The 17,315-nt window shown below is 53.1% G+C and carries 17 protein-coding genes; 2 read left to right on the top strand and 15 right to left on the bottom strand.

Going from position 1 to position 17,315, the window contains the following annotated elements:
- Positions 1 to 20 precede the first annotated feature (20 nt).
- From E6C55_RS24110 to E6C55_RS24055, 12 genes are all read right to left on the bottom strand, one after another.
- Positions 21 to 1,412, bottom strand: a complete 1,392-nt coding sequence (locus tag E6C55_RS24110) for a sugar phosphate nucleotidyltransferase (RefSeq protein ID WP_136372387.1) — start codon at positions 1,410 to 1,412, stop codon at positions 21 to 23.
- Positions 1,413 to 1,425: 13 nt separating this feature from the next.
- Positions 1,426 to 3,528, bottom strand: coding sequence for a stalk domain-containing protein (locus E6C55_RS24105; RefSeq protein ID WP_136372386.1), 2,103 nt, complete (start codon positions 3,526 to 3,528; stop codon positions 1,426 to 1,428).
- A gap of 33 nt (positions 3,529 to 3,561) precedes the next feature.
- Positions 3,562 to 5,055, bottom strand: coding sequence for an oligosaccharide flippase family protein (locus E6C55_RS24100; RefSeq protein WP_136372385.1), 1,494 nt, complete (start codon positions 5,053 to 5,055; stop codon positions 3,562 to 3,564).
- Positions 5,056 to 5,066: 11 nt separating this feature from the next.
- Positions 5,067 to 6,302, bottom strand: a complete 1,236-nt coding sequence (locus E6C55_RS24095) for a polysaccharide pyruvyl transferase family protein (protein ID WP_136372384.1) — start codon at positions 6,300 to 6,302, stop codon at positions 5,067 to 5,069.
- A complete protein-coding gene (locus E6C55_RS24090) occupies positions 6,205 to 7,785 on the bottom strand; it encodes an O-antigen ligase family protein (protein WP_136372383.1) in 1,581 nt (526 codons plus the stop codon). Before E6C55_RS24090 ends, E6C55_RS24095 begins: the two co-directional genes overlap by 98 nt.
- 50 nt (positions 7,786 to 7,835) lie before the next feature.
- On the bottom strand, positions 7,836 to 9,026 hold the full coding sequence (locus tag E6C55_RS24085; protein ID WP_136372382.1) for a glycosyltransferase family 4 protein: 1,191 nt from the start codon (positions 9,024 to 9,026) through the stop codon (positions 7,836 to 7,838).
- Positions 9,027 to 9,032: 6 nt separating this feature from the next.
- Positions 9,033 to 9,359, bottom strand: coding sequence for a hypothetical protein (locus tag E6C55_RS24080; protein ID WP_136372381.1), 327 nt, complete (start codon positions 9,357 to 9,359; stop codon positions 9,033 to 9,035).
- 40 nt (positions 9,360 to 9,399) lie between these two features.
- Positions 9,400 to 10,080, bottom strand: a complete 681-nt coding sequence (locus E6C55_RS24075) for a sugar transferase (RefSeq protein ID WP_136372380.1) — start codon at positions 10,078 to 10,080, stop codon at positions 9,400 to 9,402.
- 299 nt (positions 10,081 to 10,379) lie between these two features.
- Entirely contained in the window at positions 10,380 to 11,087 is a 708-nt protein-coding gene (locus tag E6C55_RS24070) for a CpsD/CapB family tyrosine-protein kinase (protein ID WP_136372379.1), read from the bottom strand.
- On the bottom strand, positions 11,068 to 11,850 hold the full coding sequence (locus tag E6C55_RS24065) for a YveK family protein (RefSeq protein ID WP_168735851.1): 783 nt from the start codon (positions 11,848 to 11,850) through the stop codon (positions 11,068 to 11,070). Before E6C55_RS24065 ends, E6C55_RS24070 begins: the two co-directional genes overlap by 20 nt.
- 80 nt (positions 11,851 to 11,930) lie before the next feature.
- Complete coding sequence (locus E6C55_RS24060; protein ID WP_136372377.1) at positions 11,931 to 12,689, bottom strand: tyrosine-protein phosphatase; 759 nt, start codon at positions 12,687 to 12,689, stop codon at positions 11,931 to 11,933.
- 19 nt (positions 12,690 to 12,708) lie between these two features.
- Positions 12,709 to 13,152, bottom strand: a complete 444-nt coding sequence (locus E6C55_RS24055; protein ID WP_136372376.1) for a PilZ domain-containing protein — start codon at positions 13,150 to 13,152, stop codon at positions 12,709 to 12,711.
- A 236-nt stretch (positions 13,153 to 13,388) separates the two neighbouring features.
- Here E6C55_RS24055 and E6C55_RS24050 point away from each other — a divergent pair, with 236 nt between their 5' ends.
- Entirely contained in the window at positions 13,389 to 13,790 is a 402-nt protein-coding gene (locus E6C55_RS24050) for a helix-turn-helix domain-containing protein (protein ID WP_136372375.1), read from the top strand.
- 482 nt (positions 13,791 to 14,272) lie between these two features.
- Here the strand turns inward: E6C55_RS24050 and E6C55_RS35105 are convergent, their stop codons facing one another.
- The 3 genes from E6C55_RS35105 to E6C55_RS24040 all read right to left on the bottom strand — a co-directional run bounded on the left by E6C55_RS35105 (position 14,273) and on the right by E6C55_RS24040 (position 16,632).
- Positions 14,273 to 14,404, bottom strand: a complete 132-nt coding sequence (locus E6C55_RS35105) for a hypothetical protein (protein WP_269145558.1) — start codon at positions 14,402 to 14,404, stop codon at positions 14,273 to 14,275.
- Between the two features lie 81 nt (positions 14,405 to 14,485).
- Positions 14,486 to 15,583, bottom strand: a complete 1,098-nt coding sequence (locus E6C55_RS24045; protein ID WP_230986835.1) for a DegT/DnrJ/EryC1/StrS family aminotransferase — start codon at positions 15,581 to 15,583, stop codon at positions 14,486 to 14,488.
- 83 nt (positions 15,584 to 15,666) lie between these two features.
- Positions 15,667 to 16,632: a glycosyltransferase family 2 protein gene (locus tag E6C55_RS24040; protein WP_168735850.1), complete on the bottom strand. Its 966-nt coding sequence runs from the start codon at positions 16,630 to 16,632 to the stop codon at positions 15,667 to 15,669.
- Between the two features lie 412 nt (positions 16,633 to 17,044).
- Here E6C55_RS24040 and E6C55_RS24035 point away from each other — a divergent pair.
- Positions 17,045 to 17,315: IS110 family transposase (locus tag E6C55_RS24035; RefSeq protein ID WP_136372372.1), on the top strand; the 271-nt coding region annotated here is incomplete at its 3' end.

Below are 17,315 nucleotides of genomic sequence, written 5' to 3'. Positions count from 1 at the left end.
TTCTCCTATGCCGGCCGGCTCTATCTCTCCGCCACTCCTGTCTCGCGCAAGATCATCCGTTCGATATCGTTCCAGCTCATGCTCAGCCGAACGATGTCATCCTCCGCGATTACGCTTCCTCGCTGCACCTCGATGAGCTCCAGATCCGTCAGCGCTCTGATCGCATGCTCGACGCCTGCCGGAACGACAACAACCTCTCCGGCTCCAACGCTCCGAATCTCCTTGCCCAGCACGATCTCCCCGACTCCGGAGAGCACCGTCCACATCTCCGCCCGATGGCGATGGAACTGGTAGCTGAGCCCCTTCCCTTGGCGGATGCGCACCCGCTTCGTCATCACGTCGATGCCGTCCTCGCAGCGGATGAAGTCGATCGTCCGGTACGAGCCCCAGCGTCGTTCCACATACATCGGGGTGTTGATCATCTGATCGCTTAATTCCTTGATGCGAGCGCTCTTCGCCTTGTCGGCCACCAGAATCCCGTCGGCGCTCGCCGCGACAATAACCTCGGGCAGGCCGATCACGACAACCGGAATGTCCAATTCGTTAATCAGATGCGAATTCGCAGAGTCCGCGGACACATAACCTCGTCCGGACACCGCCGCATCGATCTCATGGGTCAGCGACTCCCAGGTGCCGAGATCCTTCCATTGCCCGCTGTAAGGCAGAGCCACAATGCGCTCCAGCTTCTCGACCACCTCGTAGTCGAAGCTGATCTTCGGGAGCCGGTGATAATGACCGAGCAGCTCGTCATACCGAATCGGCATGCCCAGCTCCAGCAGCTTGTTGATCAATTCCCCCAGCCGGAATGCAAAAACCCCGCAGTTCCAAAGCGCGCCTTGTTCGATCAAGGCTTCCGCTTCTTCTTTGCGAGGTTTTTCTTTGAACGCTTTGACGGGGAACGGTCCGGCGTCCCTCTCCCGCTCCTTATCCGGAACGATGTAGCCGAAGTTCTCCGAAGGCTCGTGCGGCACGACCCCCATCAGGGCCAATTGAGCATCCGATTGCCGAAGCAGCGACTCCAACCGCCCGATATGTCCGAAGAAGGAGGACTCCACGTACGGGTCGACCGGCATAACCGCCACCACCTCGTCCAACGCGGCATTTTCCACGGAGTACAGATAGGACGCCGCCAACGCGATCGCCGGGAAGGTGTCCCTCCGCTCCGGCTCGATAATGATAGGCACGTCCATGCCCAACTGATTCAGAATCGACTCGGCCTGCGACTTCCCCGTCGCGATGTACCTGTCGTCCGTGAATCCCGCCTCCTCCAACTGCCTCCAGACTCTCTGGACCATGGATTCGGGAAAATCATTCTCATCCTTGAGCAGGGGCAGAAACTGCTTCGATCTCATATCGTTGGATAGCGGCCACAGCCTCTTGCCAGAACCTCCCGACAGCAGTACGACTCTCAACTCCATCCCTCCTTCAAATTAATTTGTCTCTATAGAGCTCTCTTGTCGTGATCAATTCCATCCAGAAGCCGAAGCTGCTCCTTGAAGTGGTCAAATACGGGTAGGTGTAGATGAGGTCTTGATTGGAGGGATAGGCGTTCCCCATCTCCGCCCCGGTTCGGGTGTAGGACTGCAACCCATTGAGAGCTGCGTTCACGATATAATCGTACGACTTCGGAAGAACTCCCTCGTTTACGCCGTATACCATGCCAAGCGCGATCATCGAAGTCCCCGTCGTTTCCAACGGCGAGCTCTCATATTGCATAAGATTGCGCCAGAGGCCGCTCTTGTCTTGGTAGGAGACGAGCAAAGAAGAAATTTCTTGGTATCGCCTGACGAACTCGGGGTATTTCGCATGAGCTTTGATCGAATCATAGGCCAATAATTTCCCTAATCCCGCATACAGCCAGCCAATGCCTCGGGACCAGCCGACACCCTTCGGATATCCAATGATATCTCCCGTTCGGATCATCAGGGTAAACGGAATTCCGTTCGTCGCGGAAGAGACCAGCTTATCGTAAAGATTAAGGGTTTGATTTATTGCGATATCCGTTGCTTCCGCATCGCCGAAGGCCTCTCCGTATGCCGCCAGGAAATCCGTACCGAGGTAAGATAGCTCGGACTGGAAGGTGTTCTGCTCGATATAGATGCCGTCGATTTGCTTAAGTGTCGAGAACATCGCCCGGATTCGGTCGATGGCAATCTTGTATTTCGGTTCACCCGTTCGTTGGTAGAGATAAATCAAGGCCTTGCCCATCGAACCGTTATAGTAGCTGTCCAGCTTGGCTGCTCCGCCCTTCAACTTACTGTCTTCGCCGACATAGTTATCGAAGAAACTAATTAGAACTTTCAGATATTCGTCGCCCAAGCCAAGCTTATCCGCGTTAATCTGCGAATTGATAATGCCCGAGCTGGTGTCGCTCCATGATCCATGCGTGTAATTTGTGCTTAAAAATTCCAAGGCCGTTCGTAGTTTGCTTCGATAAGACAACGGTTCAATCGTATCGGAATCGGCGTACTCGATGATAAGCTGCGGCTTAAATCCGCTCGTAAAGGGATTGAAGATGGATAGGTTGCGATCCGAAGTCAATAGGAATCCGTTATTGATCCTTACGGATGTGTTCCACGCTTGGACGGAAGATGTCACGTCGATAAACCAGGATGGCTCCCATGTCACGATTCGGAAGCTGGACTGGCTAATTCGGTAGACGGAAGCGTCTTCGTCCGAGTTCGCTCCGGGAGCTCCCCAAGAGCCATTCCCGTTATCGGTTTGCAACCAATTCGCCTTTATGCCCCACGGCTTGTAGACCTCCTGCACGTAGATCGTACGAGCCGCGTTCGTGTCGAGATTCTTATGATTAGTCAACTGCAGGTAGGCCGCCCGTATCTTTTTGCCTTCGAAGGAGGAGAGGTCGAACTGAAGCAGCGCTTTGGCCTGCTTGCCCAATTCTCCGTTCAGCTCAAAGTCGGATTTATTGGGATAGCTTTGAGTCGGACTGGCTTCGCTTAGCACTGCCAGCTTAGTGTTCGACACCGTTGCTACTCGGACGGAAGAGGAATCTTCCAGGTTATGCAAGCTTACGCCGCTAATATCCCGAACCGGATCTGGATCGAGGTAGTCATTGACATGGATAGAGGGCAAGATGCTCGGCCTTGGAGTAAGCTTTGCCTGCCGGGTTTCCGGGTTCCATTCCACGTCCACCCCCAACGATTCGCTTACGAACCGCATAGGAACGAGCGTGTAGCCTTCGGAGGTAAAAGGAGCGGCATCGAGTTCGTATCCGTTGCCTTGAGAGAAGGCCTGCCTTTGCCCGATGTTCAGTTCTATGATGTTATTCTCTTTGGAGGCGATAACACTCTTCTTGGAGTTGTTCCAGTGCACTTCGCTTCCCACTACTTCAAATAACTTGCGCATGGGAACGAATAAGGCATTCTCCTTAATGACAGGATCGATCGGGAAGACGACTCGTTCTCCATTATAATAAATCTCAATCGGAGGCTGTTCGGCCGCCGCCGTTGGTGTCAGGACCGATAATCCCAATGCTAGAACAACAATAGACTTCAAGTGCCTACTCACGATATGCCTCCTTGACTAGAATATTTCTCGCAACTAAGCTGAATGACTGCCCGCGGTTTCCGGTGCCGGCTTGCGTATCAGAGACAGCAACTGGTTCTTCTCGCCCTTCTTTAACCAGCCCCAAGTACCAGGAACAACAAGAATAACCATGAAGCCGCAAGCCAGAATCTTAAGAAGCAGGCTCTGCTCGCCTGCCAGCTCGTAGAGCGCCGTTCCGAGCACAAACAAACCGATCGGATAGTGAACGGCCATTCTCGTGAAGGTGCCTCTCTTCTCAAATCCGAAGACAAACTTGTGAGCAGCGAACTCGTAAGCCGCGAGGAGTACAACATGGGTTGCGATCATCGCCGCAGCAGCACCAATGCCGCCCCAGAGCGGAATAAGAAGCAGGTTCAGTGAGACGTTCAGTACCGCAATGCCGGCTTGAATTTTCATCTTGACGACGATTAATTTCTCGTTCGTCAATACCGCTCCCGCGGAGCTCACCCAGAAGCGAAGCGGAACAGCGAAAGCAAGCAAATTCAAGAACTGGATGGCACTTTTATTCTTTTCCCCAAACAAAAGTCCAAGCAGATCTCTGCTGAAGAACAATAGAAAGAAGGTCACGATGATTCCCGTCAGAATCATCACTTTGTTCATCAGCGAGTAATACATCTTAAGCTTCTGTACGTTATCCCGGCACCAAACGACGTATTTAGGGTAGAGCACCTGGTTGAACACAACTCCCGGGAATAGGAAAAACAGTTCGATCAGCTTAAAGGCGACCGTGTAATAGCCGACCTCAACGGGCGCCCTGAACACGGACATGAGGGCCGCATCCGACTTGTAATACAACTGATGCATCGAGGAAGCAACGCCAAACTTCCATGAACCTCCGAACAATTCCTTGAGCGGCACCTGCTCCGGCTGCTCCGATGCGGAAGGCTTGAGTATCAAGTCTCTTCCCTGAACGACCATCATAATTCCCGCGATGACAAGACTGATCCCGATCGGGGCGACGATTAGGACGTATAATCCCGCATCGAAGAACATCAGCACGAGCGTGGAGATCCATTGGCTTGAGCTTATCGACAGATTCCATATGGCAATCCGGGAATAGTTCCCGTTGATCTGCAGACGGGTAGTGATGACCGTAACGCACGCTACTCGGAGGAATGTGAAACTCATCAGTACGGCCAACCATTTGATTTCCACGTCGTCATACGGAACCAAACTGATCCATACGATAACGAGAAGGATTGCGGCACCAGCGTAAGCCATTCCCATTCTCATCGACTTGCGAAGGATGGACAGAATAGAGAATTGATTCCTCGCATTCAGATTCAACGCCGCTTGCTGAAGTCCGAAGTCGGGAATGAAGGTCAGCAGGGTGATGATGGCTATCGCGGAAGCGTATAGCCCGAATTGCTCCGGTCCAAGATAACGAACGACCAGAAGATTGACCAGCGGCCAGACGATTTGCGTCGTGTATTGCGCCCCCATTAGGAGCATGGGGCCGAGCATGACCGAGTTGATTTTGGCTCTCATGGCGATTCACGTCACAGAATTTTGGCCAGAAGCTCAAAATTTTGATTTGCACGGTTTTTCACTTGCGGCAACGATTGAGCCAGATGCTCCCCGACTTCGCAGCGACGATTCCATAATTGTTCCACCCATGCTCCAGCATCGATTTTGTTCACGAAGTCTTGGACCGAAACGAGCAGGCGGTACTTCTCTACGTTGTCCTGCAGCAGATCGAACAGAATTCCTTGAGCCTTCACACTGTACCCGATGACGGCCGTCGCGATGCCGCTGGATAGGCCAGCGATGGCCGCGTGCATTCTTTCCGCGACGACCATATCTGCCATCTGAATAATTCCTTTCAGTTCAGAAGCGGTATGATCGCCGTTCACCACTCGGATGAGCGGGTTGCCGGAGAACTGACTAGCAACCTCTTGGCTGGCTAGCCGATCATCGTTCAATTCCCACTGATCTTGAACATGCGACACAATAACGACTTGAAGACCCAAACGCTCGGTTGCTGTTCGGACCAGCTTCGTCCACGCATTCAAATGCCCATCATGAGCGACTTTGGCAAACTTCTTGATGCCTTGGCTTATGCTGAGAGCAATCGTGGGACGATCCCTATCGATGCCGTAAAGACGAGCTAGTTCACTCAGACAATTAGAATCCGGGATTCTCAAATTAAAGGCGGAGTCGGCTGTGAGATGGACTTTCGAGGAAGGCACCTTCAGCTTGTTTACCACGTAATCGTAAGAGAATGACTCTCTTAAGGTGATAAGCTCCGATTGGTTCGCAACCCTGGTCCAAGCCTCCTCCTCTTCCTTTGTCTTGAATGGACCAATAGAATGCCCGATGAATACTACCTTCTTGCCTGCTCTTTGAGCAGCTTCCAGCGATACGAGAAACTCGCCCAAGTCGCCGTAATCGGAACTGAAGACGTCTCCTCCTGAAGCGATAACGACATCTGCTCCCTCTACTAGATCGACCGTCTTACGGAAGCTAGGAACCACCAGCGGGATTAAAGCATTGGCCAGCGGTTTGCCTCCCAGCTTCCTTATGTACCGGGCTTTGCGATTCCGGAACGTGTCGCTGACGAAGTTCACCTTCAGATGCTTCCCGCTCTCCGTATCGTATTGCGGGGTATCTGTCAGCACGGTGATCGGTGCATTCGATTTATTTACCGTATGAATGCCTTCCACTACCGTAGTCACGAGTGCGTCCACGCCCCTGTTTTTGAATCCCGTAATGCCGGAAATCACGATCTTCTTCATCCTTATATCCTCCTGTAATTTCAACTTTGGGTTTGGATTGATAAGCAACGCGATACAAGCTTTCCGATATGGCCATCAATAGAAACATCAAATAAAGAAGCTGGCTGCCGTTAAACAAGCCCCACCCCGTCATCCCGTAGACCAGAATACACAACAGCGCCGCGAATAGCCCGCATTCGAGCGTATTGCCTCGCCTAATCAGCTTGACCAGACGGTACATTGTATGACCAACGAAAAGAAGAAACATTAGAAGAAGACAGAGTCCGCCCTCGAACCATAAATACAGATAAATGTTGTGAACGGGGTTGTCGTAGAAAAAAGTGTGACTGATGCCGATCGCAGAGGGGAGCTGCAGTTTATGGGTGACGTAGGACCAACTGCTTAGCCCATATCCCAACACGGGCTCCTTCTTGATATAGGTCCAAGCCATTGAGAAATGAGTAAAGCGGTTGTCAAATTGCTCGTCCGACGAGTCTGATTGCAGGTTGTCGAATCGGTCCTGGATCATCCCGCTGAAGAAGGCAAGGATAATTGCGGCGACGGCGGACATTAGGAACACTTTGAGCTTGGATAGCTTGATGCCGCCGAATCTCAGGAACATGACCTCTAAAAGCAAAATCGGTATCATCATCACCATGCTCGTTCGCGAGAAGGTCATGATCATACCGACTGAGGATAACGTAAAACCGATGATCGCCATCTTGTTTCGGGACTGCAGAATAAACGGGAACAGTATCGACATACAGATGCAGAAGAACAACGACAGCGGACCGGGATGAATGAAAGTGCCGGTAACGCTGGGAATGGACACTCCAGCTCGTTCCTCCACCGTGCCTTCTCCCAAAAAGTTCAACCCCAATTGTCCTTGCCATATTTGCAACCCCACCAGTATCATCTCGATCGTAGCTGCGAGTGTGAAGAATCCGATAAGAAGCCGAACGATCTTCTCCCGCTCCATCCGCTTGAAGGAATATACCCAAAACAGGTAAACGGAGGCCAACGACAAATATAGATTCAACTGAGGCAGACTGGCTGCCGCATACGGGGAGATCAACGCGCTGACCAGTACAAAGCCAATGAAGAGCAAGAGCCGCTTGTTTATGTCATGTTTGATCGGATTCCGAATCAAAGCACTCGATCTTGTTCTTGATCGATAAATTGCGACCGAGAAGATTCCCAGAACCAGAATGATGTGAGGAACCCCTATGTAAAATGAACCTGCGCCGACTCCGCCGAAATATCCATCCACCGGATGAATGATCAGTTTGGACCCGATCAACATAAACAAGAAGCTTGAACCGACAAAGATGGACAAGGGGGAATACCACGCATGAGAAAGAACATATAAGAGTCCAGCGCCCGCGACGAAGATTATTCCAACACTTATAATATTGTTCTGTGAAAAGAATGTAATAATGGAGGCGGACATTAATGCTGCAAAGAAAGCCAACATCCATTGAATGAACGCGCGTCGGATTTGCATAGTTCACCCCATACTATAACCTAATAGTAAATGTTTTTTGACTGCTGAAGTTAGTGCAATAGATCTTGATAAAGTCTTGTAGTCAATTGTCCTATCCTTCTCCAATTGTGATTCTTTACAACAGAATGGTACCCCACTTCAGAGGTCTGCGCTCTAAACTCATCGTCAGAGAGTGCCTCTATTATCCGGCTAGCCAGGCTCTCCGGGTTACCTTCCTCAAACACATAGCCATTCTCTCCATCGGAGACGATCTCCAGCATTCCTTCGATATTTGAAACCATGACGGGACGCTTATAGCTCATGGATTGGAGCAATACTCCGCTCTGGTAAATTTTCTTATATGGGAGAACAATTAAATCCGCGGACGAAAAATAGGAATCTACAGCTTCCACGGGAATGTAGCGGATATGTCGAATGATGAGGGGGGCAATTCCCAGTTCCTCGATAATAGAGTCGTACATGCGGAAGTCGTTATTCCAAAGCTTTCCCGCGATAAGCAATTTGACATTCGGAAACACCTTTTGAACTTGGGGTAACGCTCTCAACAAGGTTTCCAGGCCTTTGACTTTCTTAATTTGACCGAAAAAAAGAAGAAGCCGATCGGACTTATTAAGTCCTAGCTTCTTTCTTGCCTCTTCCTTGGATAGCCGCTCCATAATAGTATCGACATAATGCCCGTGCGGAATTACGCTGATAGCAGAATTTTCGATGCGCAGCCTCTCGACCAACTCCGTCTTGCTGACTTGGTTATGAGCAATAATTCGATCTGCCAGAGTGTATAAGGATCGAACCCTCTTCACTCTCTCGTCATACCCGAAGCTCTCTACATCGTGTACGGTAATGACAATACGGAAACCCGCAAGCTTAAACAGTCGGACGGCAAGCCATTCAAGAATAGTGATTTGAAAGATGTGAAAGTGCGCGATGCTTTTGCGATTACGGCGAGCATGAACAAGAGATTTGCCCAATCCCGCGAAGAATCGCACGGCACGCCTCCACTTAGGATCTTGGCCGTAAATTCCCTTGAACTTCGTATGAACCTCAAAGTTCAAAGCAGGCAGAACCTTCGTCTTATCGCAAGTATACAGAGCAACGTCAACATCGAATTGAGCAAGCCCCTGGCAGAGACCGAAGTCGTAATAATTCATCCCGCCATGTCCACCTACCGGTTCTATCATGGCCACTCCTAATCTCCCCATCTTATTCCCCGACAAAACGTGCGCATCCACTCCGATTCTCATCTCTGTCTACTTCCTTTCCACAAATCTGTCGAATATGCCGCCAATGCCGTCGATACCGCCATTACTGCCATTACCGCCGTTACTGCCATTACTGCCGTTACCGCCGTTACCGCCCCCGCTCGTCCGTCCGCGCACCAATGAATGTGATTTTTCACATTCGTTACCGTGTGTTCGGCCCGGATTGAGGCGATAAATGTGATTTTTAGCATACATAGCGCATTTCTGGCCGCGAGCAAGCCGATATATGTGAAATTTCGCATAAAACCGCCAAAAACACTCGTTCTCGCGGAAACGAATGTGGTTTTTCATATAAAATTCGCCTAAACCGTCCAAACTCGCCCACCCCCACCTCCATCCCCATCCGCCCCCGGCATCAATACGCATCCTTGGCACCGAGCAGCATCCGCACGGTGCGCCACATGATGTAGAGGTCGAACCGCACGCTTCTCTTCTCTATGTACTTGAGATCCAGCTCCACCATCTCGTGGAAGCTTAGGTGGTTGCGGCCGCTGATCTGCCACAGGCCGGTGCAGCCGGGGACAACCGTCAGCCGCAGCAGCTCCCGCTCGCTGTACATGGCAACCTCCCGCTCCAGAGGAGGGCGGGGACCGACGATGCTCATATCGCCGCGCAACACATTCCACAGTTGGGGCAACTCGTCGATGCTCGTACGGCGAAGCAGGCGACCGATGCGGGTGATTCGCGGGTCGTTTTTCATTTTGAACATGGCTCCGCTGATATCGTTCTTCTCCAGCAACTGCTCGAGCCGCTTCTCCGCGTCCGTGACCATCGAGCGGAACTTGTAGATCCGGAACCGTCTGCCGTTCTTGCCGACCCGAATCTGCCCGAAGAAGATCGGCCCGCGGGGGTCCTCCAGCTTGATCAGCATCGCGACGATCAGCATCGCCGGCAGAACGGCAAGCAGACCGGCCGAGGCAACCATCACGTCCACAAGCCGTTTGGCCCTGTCGCGCTTCTCCGCCGCGTAAGCTTTGCCCGGCACCGCATAAGCGGCATCGGCTGTCCACGAAGCTTGCATATCTACCTCATTCATTACCGAATGCAACCTCCCCATCGCAACTTGATCCAAGCAAAACCAAGCTAAGGGCATCTAACCCCGCCTCACGCCACACCCTTGACGATTCACGTCTAAGGCATCCATAACCCACAGCATGGCCGAGTGCCTGCAGTGATAAAGGTGCAGCAGGCTTTACCTTCGGAAGCAACCGAGAACCGAGAGAGCGAAGATGAGAACGGGAGATGGGTCGGATTGAACCGCGAGGGGAGGATTCGCCTATGCCTTGGTCCAGGGCTAGGACTTGGTCCACATCCAGGTCCAAGTCCAGGGCAGGGCTAGGACTTGGAATGTCCGTATCCGTAGCGGTAATAGTCGTAATAGCCTTCTCCGGATTTGCGCTTCACATTGTTCAGCACGACTCCGAAGATTCGCGCCTTGGCGTGCTCCAGACTGAGCTTCAGCTTCCGGGCAAGCGCGTGCTTCGTCCGGCCGGACTTGACGACCATGACGACTCCGTCGCACAGCGAGGAGATGATCAGCCCGTCCGTAACCGCCAGAATCGGAGGCGTATCGAACAGAATCATGTCGAACCGCTCGCCGAGCTCCTCCAGCAGGCTCTTCATCCTCTGGGATGCCAGAATCTCCGACGGGTTGGGCGGGATCGAGCCGGCGGCCATAACCGACAGGTTCGGAACGTGAGTGCTTCGCACCACCGACATCCAGCTCTGCTCGTTCACGAGCACATTCGTCAGTCCGGTCCGGTTGGAGATGGCGAACATGTGATGAAGGGATGGCTTCCGCAGGTCCCCGTCAATGAGCAGCGTCCGCTTGCCTTCCTGCGCATACGTAATTGCGAGGTTCGAGATCGTCGTCGACTTGCCGTCCCCCGATTGGGCGGAAGCGACCATCAGGGTGCGGATTCGCTCGTCGATGCTCGAGAATTGAATGTTCGTCCGCAGCGTCCGATAGGCTTCGGCCAAGGGCGAGGTCGGATTGGCGAAGGCGACCAGCTTGGGCTTCGTATCAATGGTTGACCGTGACATAGCTCTTCTCTCCTATGGCATGAGATTCGTTCGGATGCTGCTGATGGGGCGGCGAAGACGATGGGGAAGATCGTGGAGACAGGTCATCCTTGCGGATGGCATGAATCAAGCTTAAGGTCGGCAACCCGAGCTGCTTCTCGACGTCGGCTTCGGACTTCATCGTGTCGTCCAGGTAATCGAGCAGGAACACGAGACCGACCGCGAACATGCCGGAGAGCAGGAACGCCAGAATGATCGTGAGCGGAGGGTTCGGAGCGACCTGGGTCGGCTCGTCGGCCGGATTGGCCGCCGTCAGGATGGCGACATTGTCGACCTTCATAATAGAAGGAATCTGCGCCCGGAATTCCCCTGCGACCGCGTTCGCGATGCTGACCGCCCGCTCGTAGCTGAAGTCCCGCACATAGACCGTCATGATCTGCGAATCCGTGGACGAGGACGCCGAGATGTAGCTCATCAGCTCCTTGCCGGTAAGCTCGAATTCGGGGTGCTCGTCGGCGACGGCGTTCAGAATCGCTTCCGATTGGATGATCTCCTTGTACGAATTCATCAGCATGATGTTCGTGTTGACGGAGTTCCAGTCCATCATCGCCGTTCCGTCGCTGTAGCGGTCCTGGTGATTGACAAGCAGCTTGGTGGAAGCCTCGTAGGTCGGCGAGACGAAGTACAAGGAATACACCCCGGACAGGATCGTCGCCGTCAGCACGATCGCCGCGATCATCCAGATTTTCTTGCGAACAATGAGCAGACTCTCTTTAAGTTCCATGGCGCGTAACCTCCGATTTTGTTGGGGAAAAAGGGGATGGACTGCCGGGCCAAACATCATTCGAGCGGGAACGAATGTATCTAGAAAAACCAGGCCTTGCGCCAGCGTCGCGTCTGTATGGCCGCCTGGACCGTCTCGCTGCGGAGCAGCGCCTCCGCGTTGCCTTCGAGCAGCTCGGCGTAGGAGAGGCCGAACTCCTTCCGGATGAGCTCATAGGCTTCCTTCAGGTCGAAGCCGCGGCGGAGAAGATCGTGCGCGTCCGTGGCGACCAGATGAATCGTTCCCTCCCGGCACATCCGGAAGGCGGCCCGGCGGATCATGTGGCCGAAGCGGCCGAGCAGCGAATGGGATGTCACTTGGCCGAGCGCGCCGAGCTCGACCAGCTCCCCGAACCATTCCGGGCGGCGGGCCAGCTCGGGATGCCGTTCCGGATGCGCAATAACCGGAATCAGCCCGCGCACCTTTAACTCGTGAATCGCCTCGGCCAGATGCGAGATCTCGAAGTCGGGCATCATCTCGAGCAGGATATACGGGGTGTCCGCCAGCGTCAGAAGCTGCCCCGCATCCCAATCCTCGAGCAATCGGCCGGTCAGCCGAATCTCCTGTCCCGGCAACACGTCCAGCGGAATGCCCTCCTGGCGAAGCCGGTCGCCCAGCTCGGCCACGGCACGCCTGACTTCGGCAGCCGGATTGACATAACGTCCGTTGTTATGGTGGGGAGTGGCGATGACCTTCCGAATCCCTTGGCGGGCTGCGCTTCGAGCCATCGCGAGCGACTCCTCCATCTCTGCGGAGCCGTCGTCGACTCCCGGAAGAAGATGAGAGTGAATATCGATCATGGGCACCTATCCTTCGCGCTCAGCGGAACTTCCGTTCATTCTGAGCCCTGTATAGAAGATGGATTCTTGATTGCCCCGGGGAGAGCTCCAGCAGCAGCCGGTTCAGCTCGTGGAAGAGCAATCGCTTCTCTCCCGGCGACATGGGATGGAACATCATCCCGTAGCGATAGACCGTGTCGACCGGCTGCCGCCAGACGATCTGACCGACAAGCCTCAGCGAGCCGTGTCCGTGATCCCATTCGATCTCGAGCAGAACCCTTGAGGAGACCGGGAACATGAGCGCCGTTCGGAAGCCGCAGCCCCCGGGGCTGATATCCAGCAGCAGGATCGGCCCCGGTCTGGAGCGAACCATGCTTCTGTTGATGCGAATGATCCGGATCGCGGCTCTCGTTCCCTGAAGAAGCTGAATGCGAACGTCGGCGCGCCGATTGCCGGAGACGGATTGCTGAGCCTCCTCCGCCATAATCCCCCTCCGCGCAGTGTTCCGCAGGTATGGAATTCCGTTCCGGCGGACATACTGTAATATGGAATGTTACGTTTTGTATCCTTCATGAGTTTTACATTACGATACAATACGTATCGTGTCAAGTATATTTTTCGAGTAAGCGCTTTATTATGCGACATTTTGTTTCATTGTAGAAAAAGCGAAACAAAACGTATTATTATGAGGTTATAGCGGAGGGGGGAGATGACTAGAAAATGAATATCGGGGATAGAATCGCGGAACTGCGGGATTCGAAGCGACTTACTCAAGAACAGCTATCCGCCTCCCTCGGGATATCGCGGGCAGCGCTATCCCACTACGAGAAAAATCGCAGGCAGCCGGATTTCGACACGCTTATCAAACTTGCGAACACCTTCGCTGTCTCGGTGGATTACCTTCTCGGCAGAACGAGACGCCCGGAGATTACGCTTGATCCGCTCGTTCGGAAGTTCGTCGATCAGTTGGAATTGTCCGAGCAGGAAATTCTCGAGCAATTCCAACTGACGGTAGACGGACGCAAGCTGAGCCTCGAGGAGGCGAAGCGCTTCATCGCGTTCGTTCGCGCGGAGAGAGCGATGGACATGACCGGTCCGGAAGCTCCGTCCGAAGGACAATAAATGCAATAAGGGGTGATCTGCGCAGCGGCAGATCACCCCTTATTGCCGGTTTCGTCCGATCCGGCCGGCCGAAGAGATTAAGGCTCCTTCTCTTCGGCCGCCGCTGCGGCCAGCCAATTGTTGAAGTTAAGACCGAGCTGTTCCAGTATGGTTCGAATGTCAACGCTTACTTTCTCCGTTTCTTCTCTCTCCATTTGCTCCCTCTCCATCTCTATCAACGAATCGGCTCTCATTACTCCCTCAAACCTTTCCCGGCGTATTAGGCTTAGCTCCGAACGACAAGAGCAAACATTGCCTTTATTATACAGATGTTCTTGGGGATAGCCTGTCGCAATTGCTCGCCCGATACCTGACATGCGGTTCTATTTTTGTCGAGGGGGGCCGAAAGCCTTATAATTCTTTTTTGCCGGATCGAAATCGATAGTAAAAAAAGAAGAGGAGAAAGAGTTCTCTCTCTCCCCCCCACTCCTGTCGTGCTCATCTTACCACCAAGGCCACTTTGGCGGCCAACCGCCTCCGCCGCCTCCGCCTCCGGTGCTGCCGGAATTGCGGTCGTGCCCTTCGAATACCACCGGCTGATGAACGATGATTTTAGGAGCTTCGTACTTAATCATTCCTATCACCTCGCTTTCTGTACTCTATATTACGATACATTTTGTATCATTTCAACTATAAAGTTTCCTCTTTAGCCATCCTTAAGCTCTTCTGAGATAATTCCGGGAAGCAGATACGCTGGCGGCATAGGAGATGTCCTCGATCGAATCGCAGATGTAATCGATCATGTCATCCGATAGAGTCGAATACAACGGGAGAACCAGAATTCGCTCAGCTACATACTTCGCGTTAACGAGACGTTCGCCGTCCCCCGGACGTCTATAGCTGTCGAGATCGCTGATGAGAGGATAGAAGTATTTGCGGGTGAAAATGTTGTATTGATGCAATCGGTCATGAAGCTCATCCCTGCTCATGCCGAACCGGACGGGGTCGATGATAAGCGGAAAGTAAGAATAATTGCTCTTGACGCCTGGCTCGTCTCTCATAAAGGTCATTCCTTCGATCGAGCCTAATCGGTTGCGATACCGCTGAGTGATCTGCCTTCTTCGCTCAATATCGGCTTCGACGTAACGCAAATTAACGATTCCCATCGCGGCCTGGAACTCGTTCATCTTCGCATTCGTTCCGGTCATGTCGATCGAATCCGGGCCGCTGATCCCGAAGTTCCGCAGCTTCGCCATAACCGTCTTGTAGGGTTCGTGGTTAAACGACAAGGCTCCGCCTTCGATCGAATGGAACACCTTCGTCGCATGGAAGCTAAACATGGAGATGTCGCCGAAGTTGCCGATATCGACTCCGTTTACGCTTACTCCGAAGGCGTGAGCGGCATCGTAGATGACTTTGAGCCCATGCTTCTTGGCGATGCGCTGGATCGCATTCACGTCGCACGGAGTGCCGTAAACATGGACGGGCACAATCGCGGACGTCTTCTCGGTGATCAACTCTTCTATCTTCGTTACGTCGATATTGTAATCATTAGGATTAATATCGCAGAACACAGGGGTTAATCCGCAATTCGATATCGCGTGCGCCGTCGAGGCGAAAGTGAACGGAGTTGTGATAACCTCCCCTTGCAAATCGAGCGTCTTGATCGCGATCTCCAGAGCCATATGGCCATTCACGAACAAAGAGAGGTGCTTCGCATTCAAATAACTCTTTAATGCCGCTTCGAACTGATTATGAATAGGGCCGTGGTTGCTTAATATGGTAACTTCCCAGATCTTCTCGATTTCTCTCATATACTCATGCAGTGGAGGCAAAAAAGGCTTCGTTACCAAGATTGGGGTATCGGACAGTTCCAAGTCCTTCATCCTTTCCGCGACTATAATCCGGTATGATGCAGCTTCCTCATCAACCCGCTCCAAACTTTCCGAAAGTCATAGAAACATGCGATGGCCAGATAGATTAGCCCCTGAAGCAAGTGGCCGTTTACCGAACTGATCGCGCCCCTGCGGTAATACAGCGTTCCTTTGGCATTGCGATTAAAGCGTCTCATGCCGGAGGAGCTCATCTTCTGCTTGAACGTCGCGAGGAACTGATCGAACGTAAGCTCCTCTTGCCCCATCCGCCTGCGGACGATGTTCTCCCTGATCCGGTGGAAGTTGATCTCCTGGGTAATCGTATTCGCGAGCATGAAGCTCTTCAGATGCTTGCGATACAGGAACAATCGCTCCGGCAGGCCCAAGACCGCCCCGTATTCCGCCATCCGCGAATACAGCTCCGTACACTCCGCGCCGATGTAATCCTGCTTATACCCTCCTACTTTCATAAATGTGCCTCTCTCGTAAAAGATGGAGGAGTGATTCAACATAAAGTAATCGTCCCGGGCTCTCCGTTCCATATACTCTTCCAAGGTAGTCGGACTTGTCCCCAACGAACCTACAACTTCCCCCTTATCGTTAATGAGCTGCGCCGCCGTGCCCAACAGGACAAGGGGAATCGCATGGCTCCAGCTATCGCGGAACTGCACCTGGCGACGCAGCTTGTCTTCGTGCCAGAGATCATCCGCATCGCATTCCGCGATCCAATCCGCGCGAGCTAACGAGACTCCGTAGTTGCGGGCATGCTCATGCCCTGCGCCGCCGCTGTTGTCCACGATTCTGAACCTGGAATCTCCGCTCATGAAGCTCCGCACAATTCGAGCCGTCTCGTCTGTCGAACCGTCGTCGATCACGATCACTTCGAATTCCCGGTAGGTCTGACCGGCAATCGTCTCCAGAGTCTGAAGAATGAACTCCGCCCCGTTGCGAACCGGGATGATGATGCTGACGCTTCCTTGCTTATCCATCTGCACCCCTCCTCGTATAGTATGTTTTGAAGTCATTCAAGAGCCTATTTCCAGTCCCCGAGGGGACTGGAGGCCGCTCGAAAAATTTCCAGCCATTTTGCACCTTGAAAATCGAATCAGGGACTGGACTTTCCGGCATGCCTCTGGACAATGGAACTTAGGGTCCATTCGGGGAAATTCTTACGCCTCCAGTAGCATCGTCTACTCTCAAAGTCTGTTTCTCCGGTACGCGTCTTGAGCTTCTTACCCGCTGGCTGTTCCCTTCGGCAACCCATGCCCGGACGTAGCAGATCCGGGGCAGCTCATGGACCGAAGTGTGTCCTTATAGGCGAGGGTGACTGATCTGCGCGTGCGCCGGAGGCATCCCGGAGCGTCCATTCCCTGAATCCCTTATCGAAAGGAGGAATTCCACTTGAAACTCTTTGTCGGTATTGACGTGAGCTCGCAGGAGCTCGAAGTGTGCTTCATGAACGCCGACGGCGACAAGCTCGACTCGTTCACCGTCAAGAATAACCTCGGCGGCGCTTCCCATCTGCGCGACCGCATCGTTGCTGTCGCGGACAAGCTTGCCGTATCCGAGATTCACATCGGGCTCGAAGCCACCTCGGTTTACAGTTGGCACCCGGCCATGTATCTGCATCAGGATGCTGAGCTGCAAGCGCGCAAGGCCAAGGTATTCACTT

Source organism: Cohnella fermenti, from assembly GCF_004801405.1.
Taxonomy (GTDB): Bacteria; Bacillota; Bacilli; order Paenibacillales; family Paenibacillaceae; genus Cohnella; species Cohnella fermenti.
Note: the sequence above shows the minus strand (reverse complement) of the source record. Positions and strands in the feature narration are given on the sequence as shown.

Excerpts from the sequence above, each read along its gene's own strand:
- E6C55_RS24100 (WP_136372385.1), bottom strand. The coding sequence starts at position 5,055 with ATGAGAGCCAAAATCAACTCGGTCATGCTCGGCCCCATGCTCCTAATG.
- E6C55_RS24095 (WP_136372384.1), bottom strand. The coding sequence starts at position 6,302 with ATGAAGAAGATCGTGATTTCCGGCATTACGGGATTCAAAAACAGGGGC.
- E6C55_RS24090 (WP_136372383.1), bottom strand. The coding sequence starts at position 7,785 with ATGCAAATCCGACGCGCGTTCATTCAATGGATGTTGGCTTTCTTTGCA.
- E6C55_RS24085 (WP_136372382.1), bottom strand. The coding sequence starts at position 9,026 with ATGAGAATCGGAGTGGATGCGCACGTTTTGTCGGGGAATAAGATGGGG.
- E6C55_RS24075 (WP_136372380.1), bottom strand. The coding sequence starts at position 10,080 with ATGAATGAGGTAGATATGCAAGCTTCGTGGACAGCCGATGCCGCTTAT.
- E6C55_RS24070 (WP_136372379.1), bottom strand. The coding sequence starts at position 11,087 with ATGTCACGGTCAACCATTGATACGAAGCCCAAGCTGGTCGCCTTCGCC.
- E6C55_RS24065 (WP_168735851.1), bottom strand. The coding sequence starts at position 11,850 with ATGGAACTTAAAGAGAGTCTGCTCATTGTTCGCAAGAAAATCTGGATG.
- E6C55_RS24060 (WP_136372377.1), bottom strand. The coding sequence starts at position 12,689 with ATGATCGATATTCACTCTCATCTTCTTCCGGGAGTCGACGACGGCTCC.
- E6C55_RS24055 (WP_136372376.1), bottom strand. The coding sequence starts at position 13,152 with ATGGCGGAGGAGGCTCAGCAATCCGTCTCCGGCAATCGGCGCGCCGAC.
- E6C55_RS24050 (WP_136372375.1), top strand. The coding sequence starts at position 13,389 with ATGAATATCGGGGATAGAATCGCGGAACTGCGGGATTCGAAGCGACTT.
- E6C55_RS35105 (WP_269145558.1), bottom strand. The coding sequence starts at position 14,404 with ATGATTAAGTACGAAGCTCCTAAAATCATCGTTCATCAGCCGGTGGTA.
- E6C55_RS24045 (WP_230986835.1), bottom strand. The coding sequence starts at position 15,583 with ATGAGAGAAATCGAGAAGATCTGGGAAGTTACCATATTAAGCAACCAC.
- E6C55_RS24040 (WP_168735850.1), bottom strand. The coding sequence starts at position 16,632 with ATGGATAAGCAAGGAAGCGTCAGCATCATCATCCCGGTTCGCAACGGG.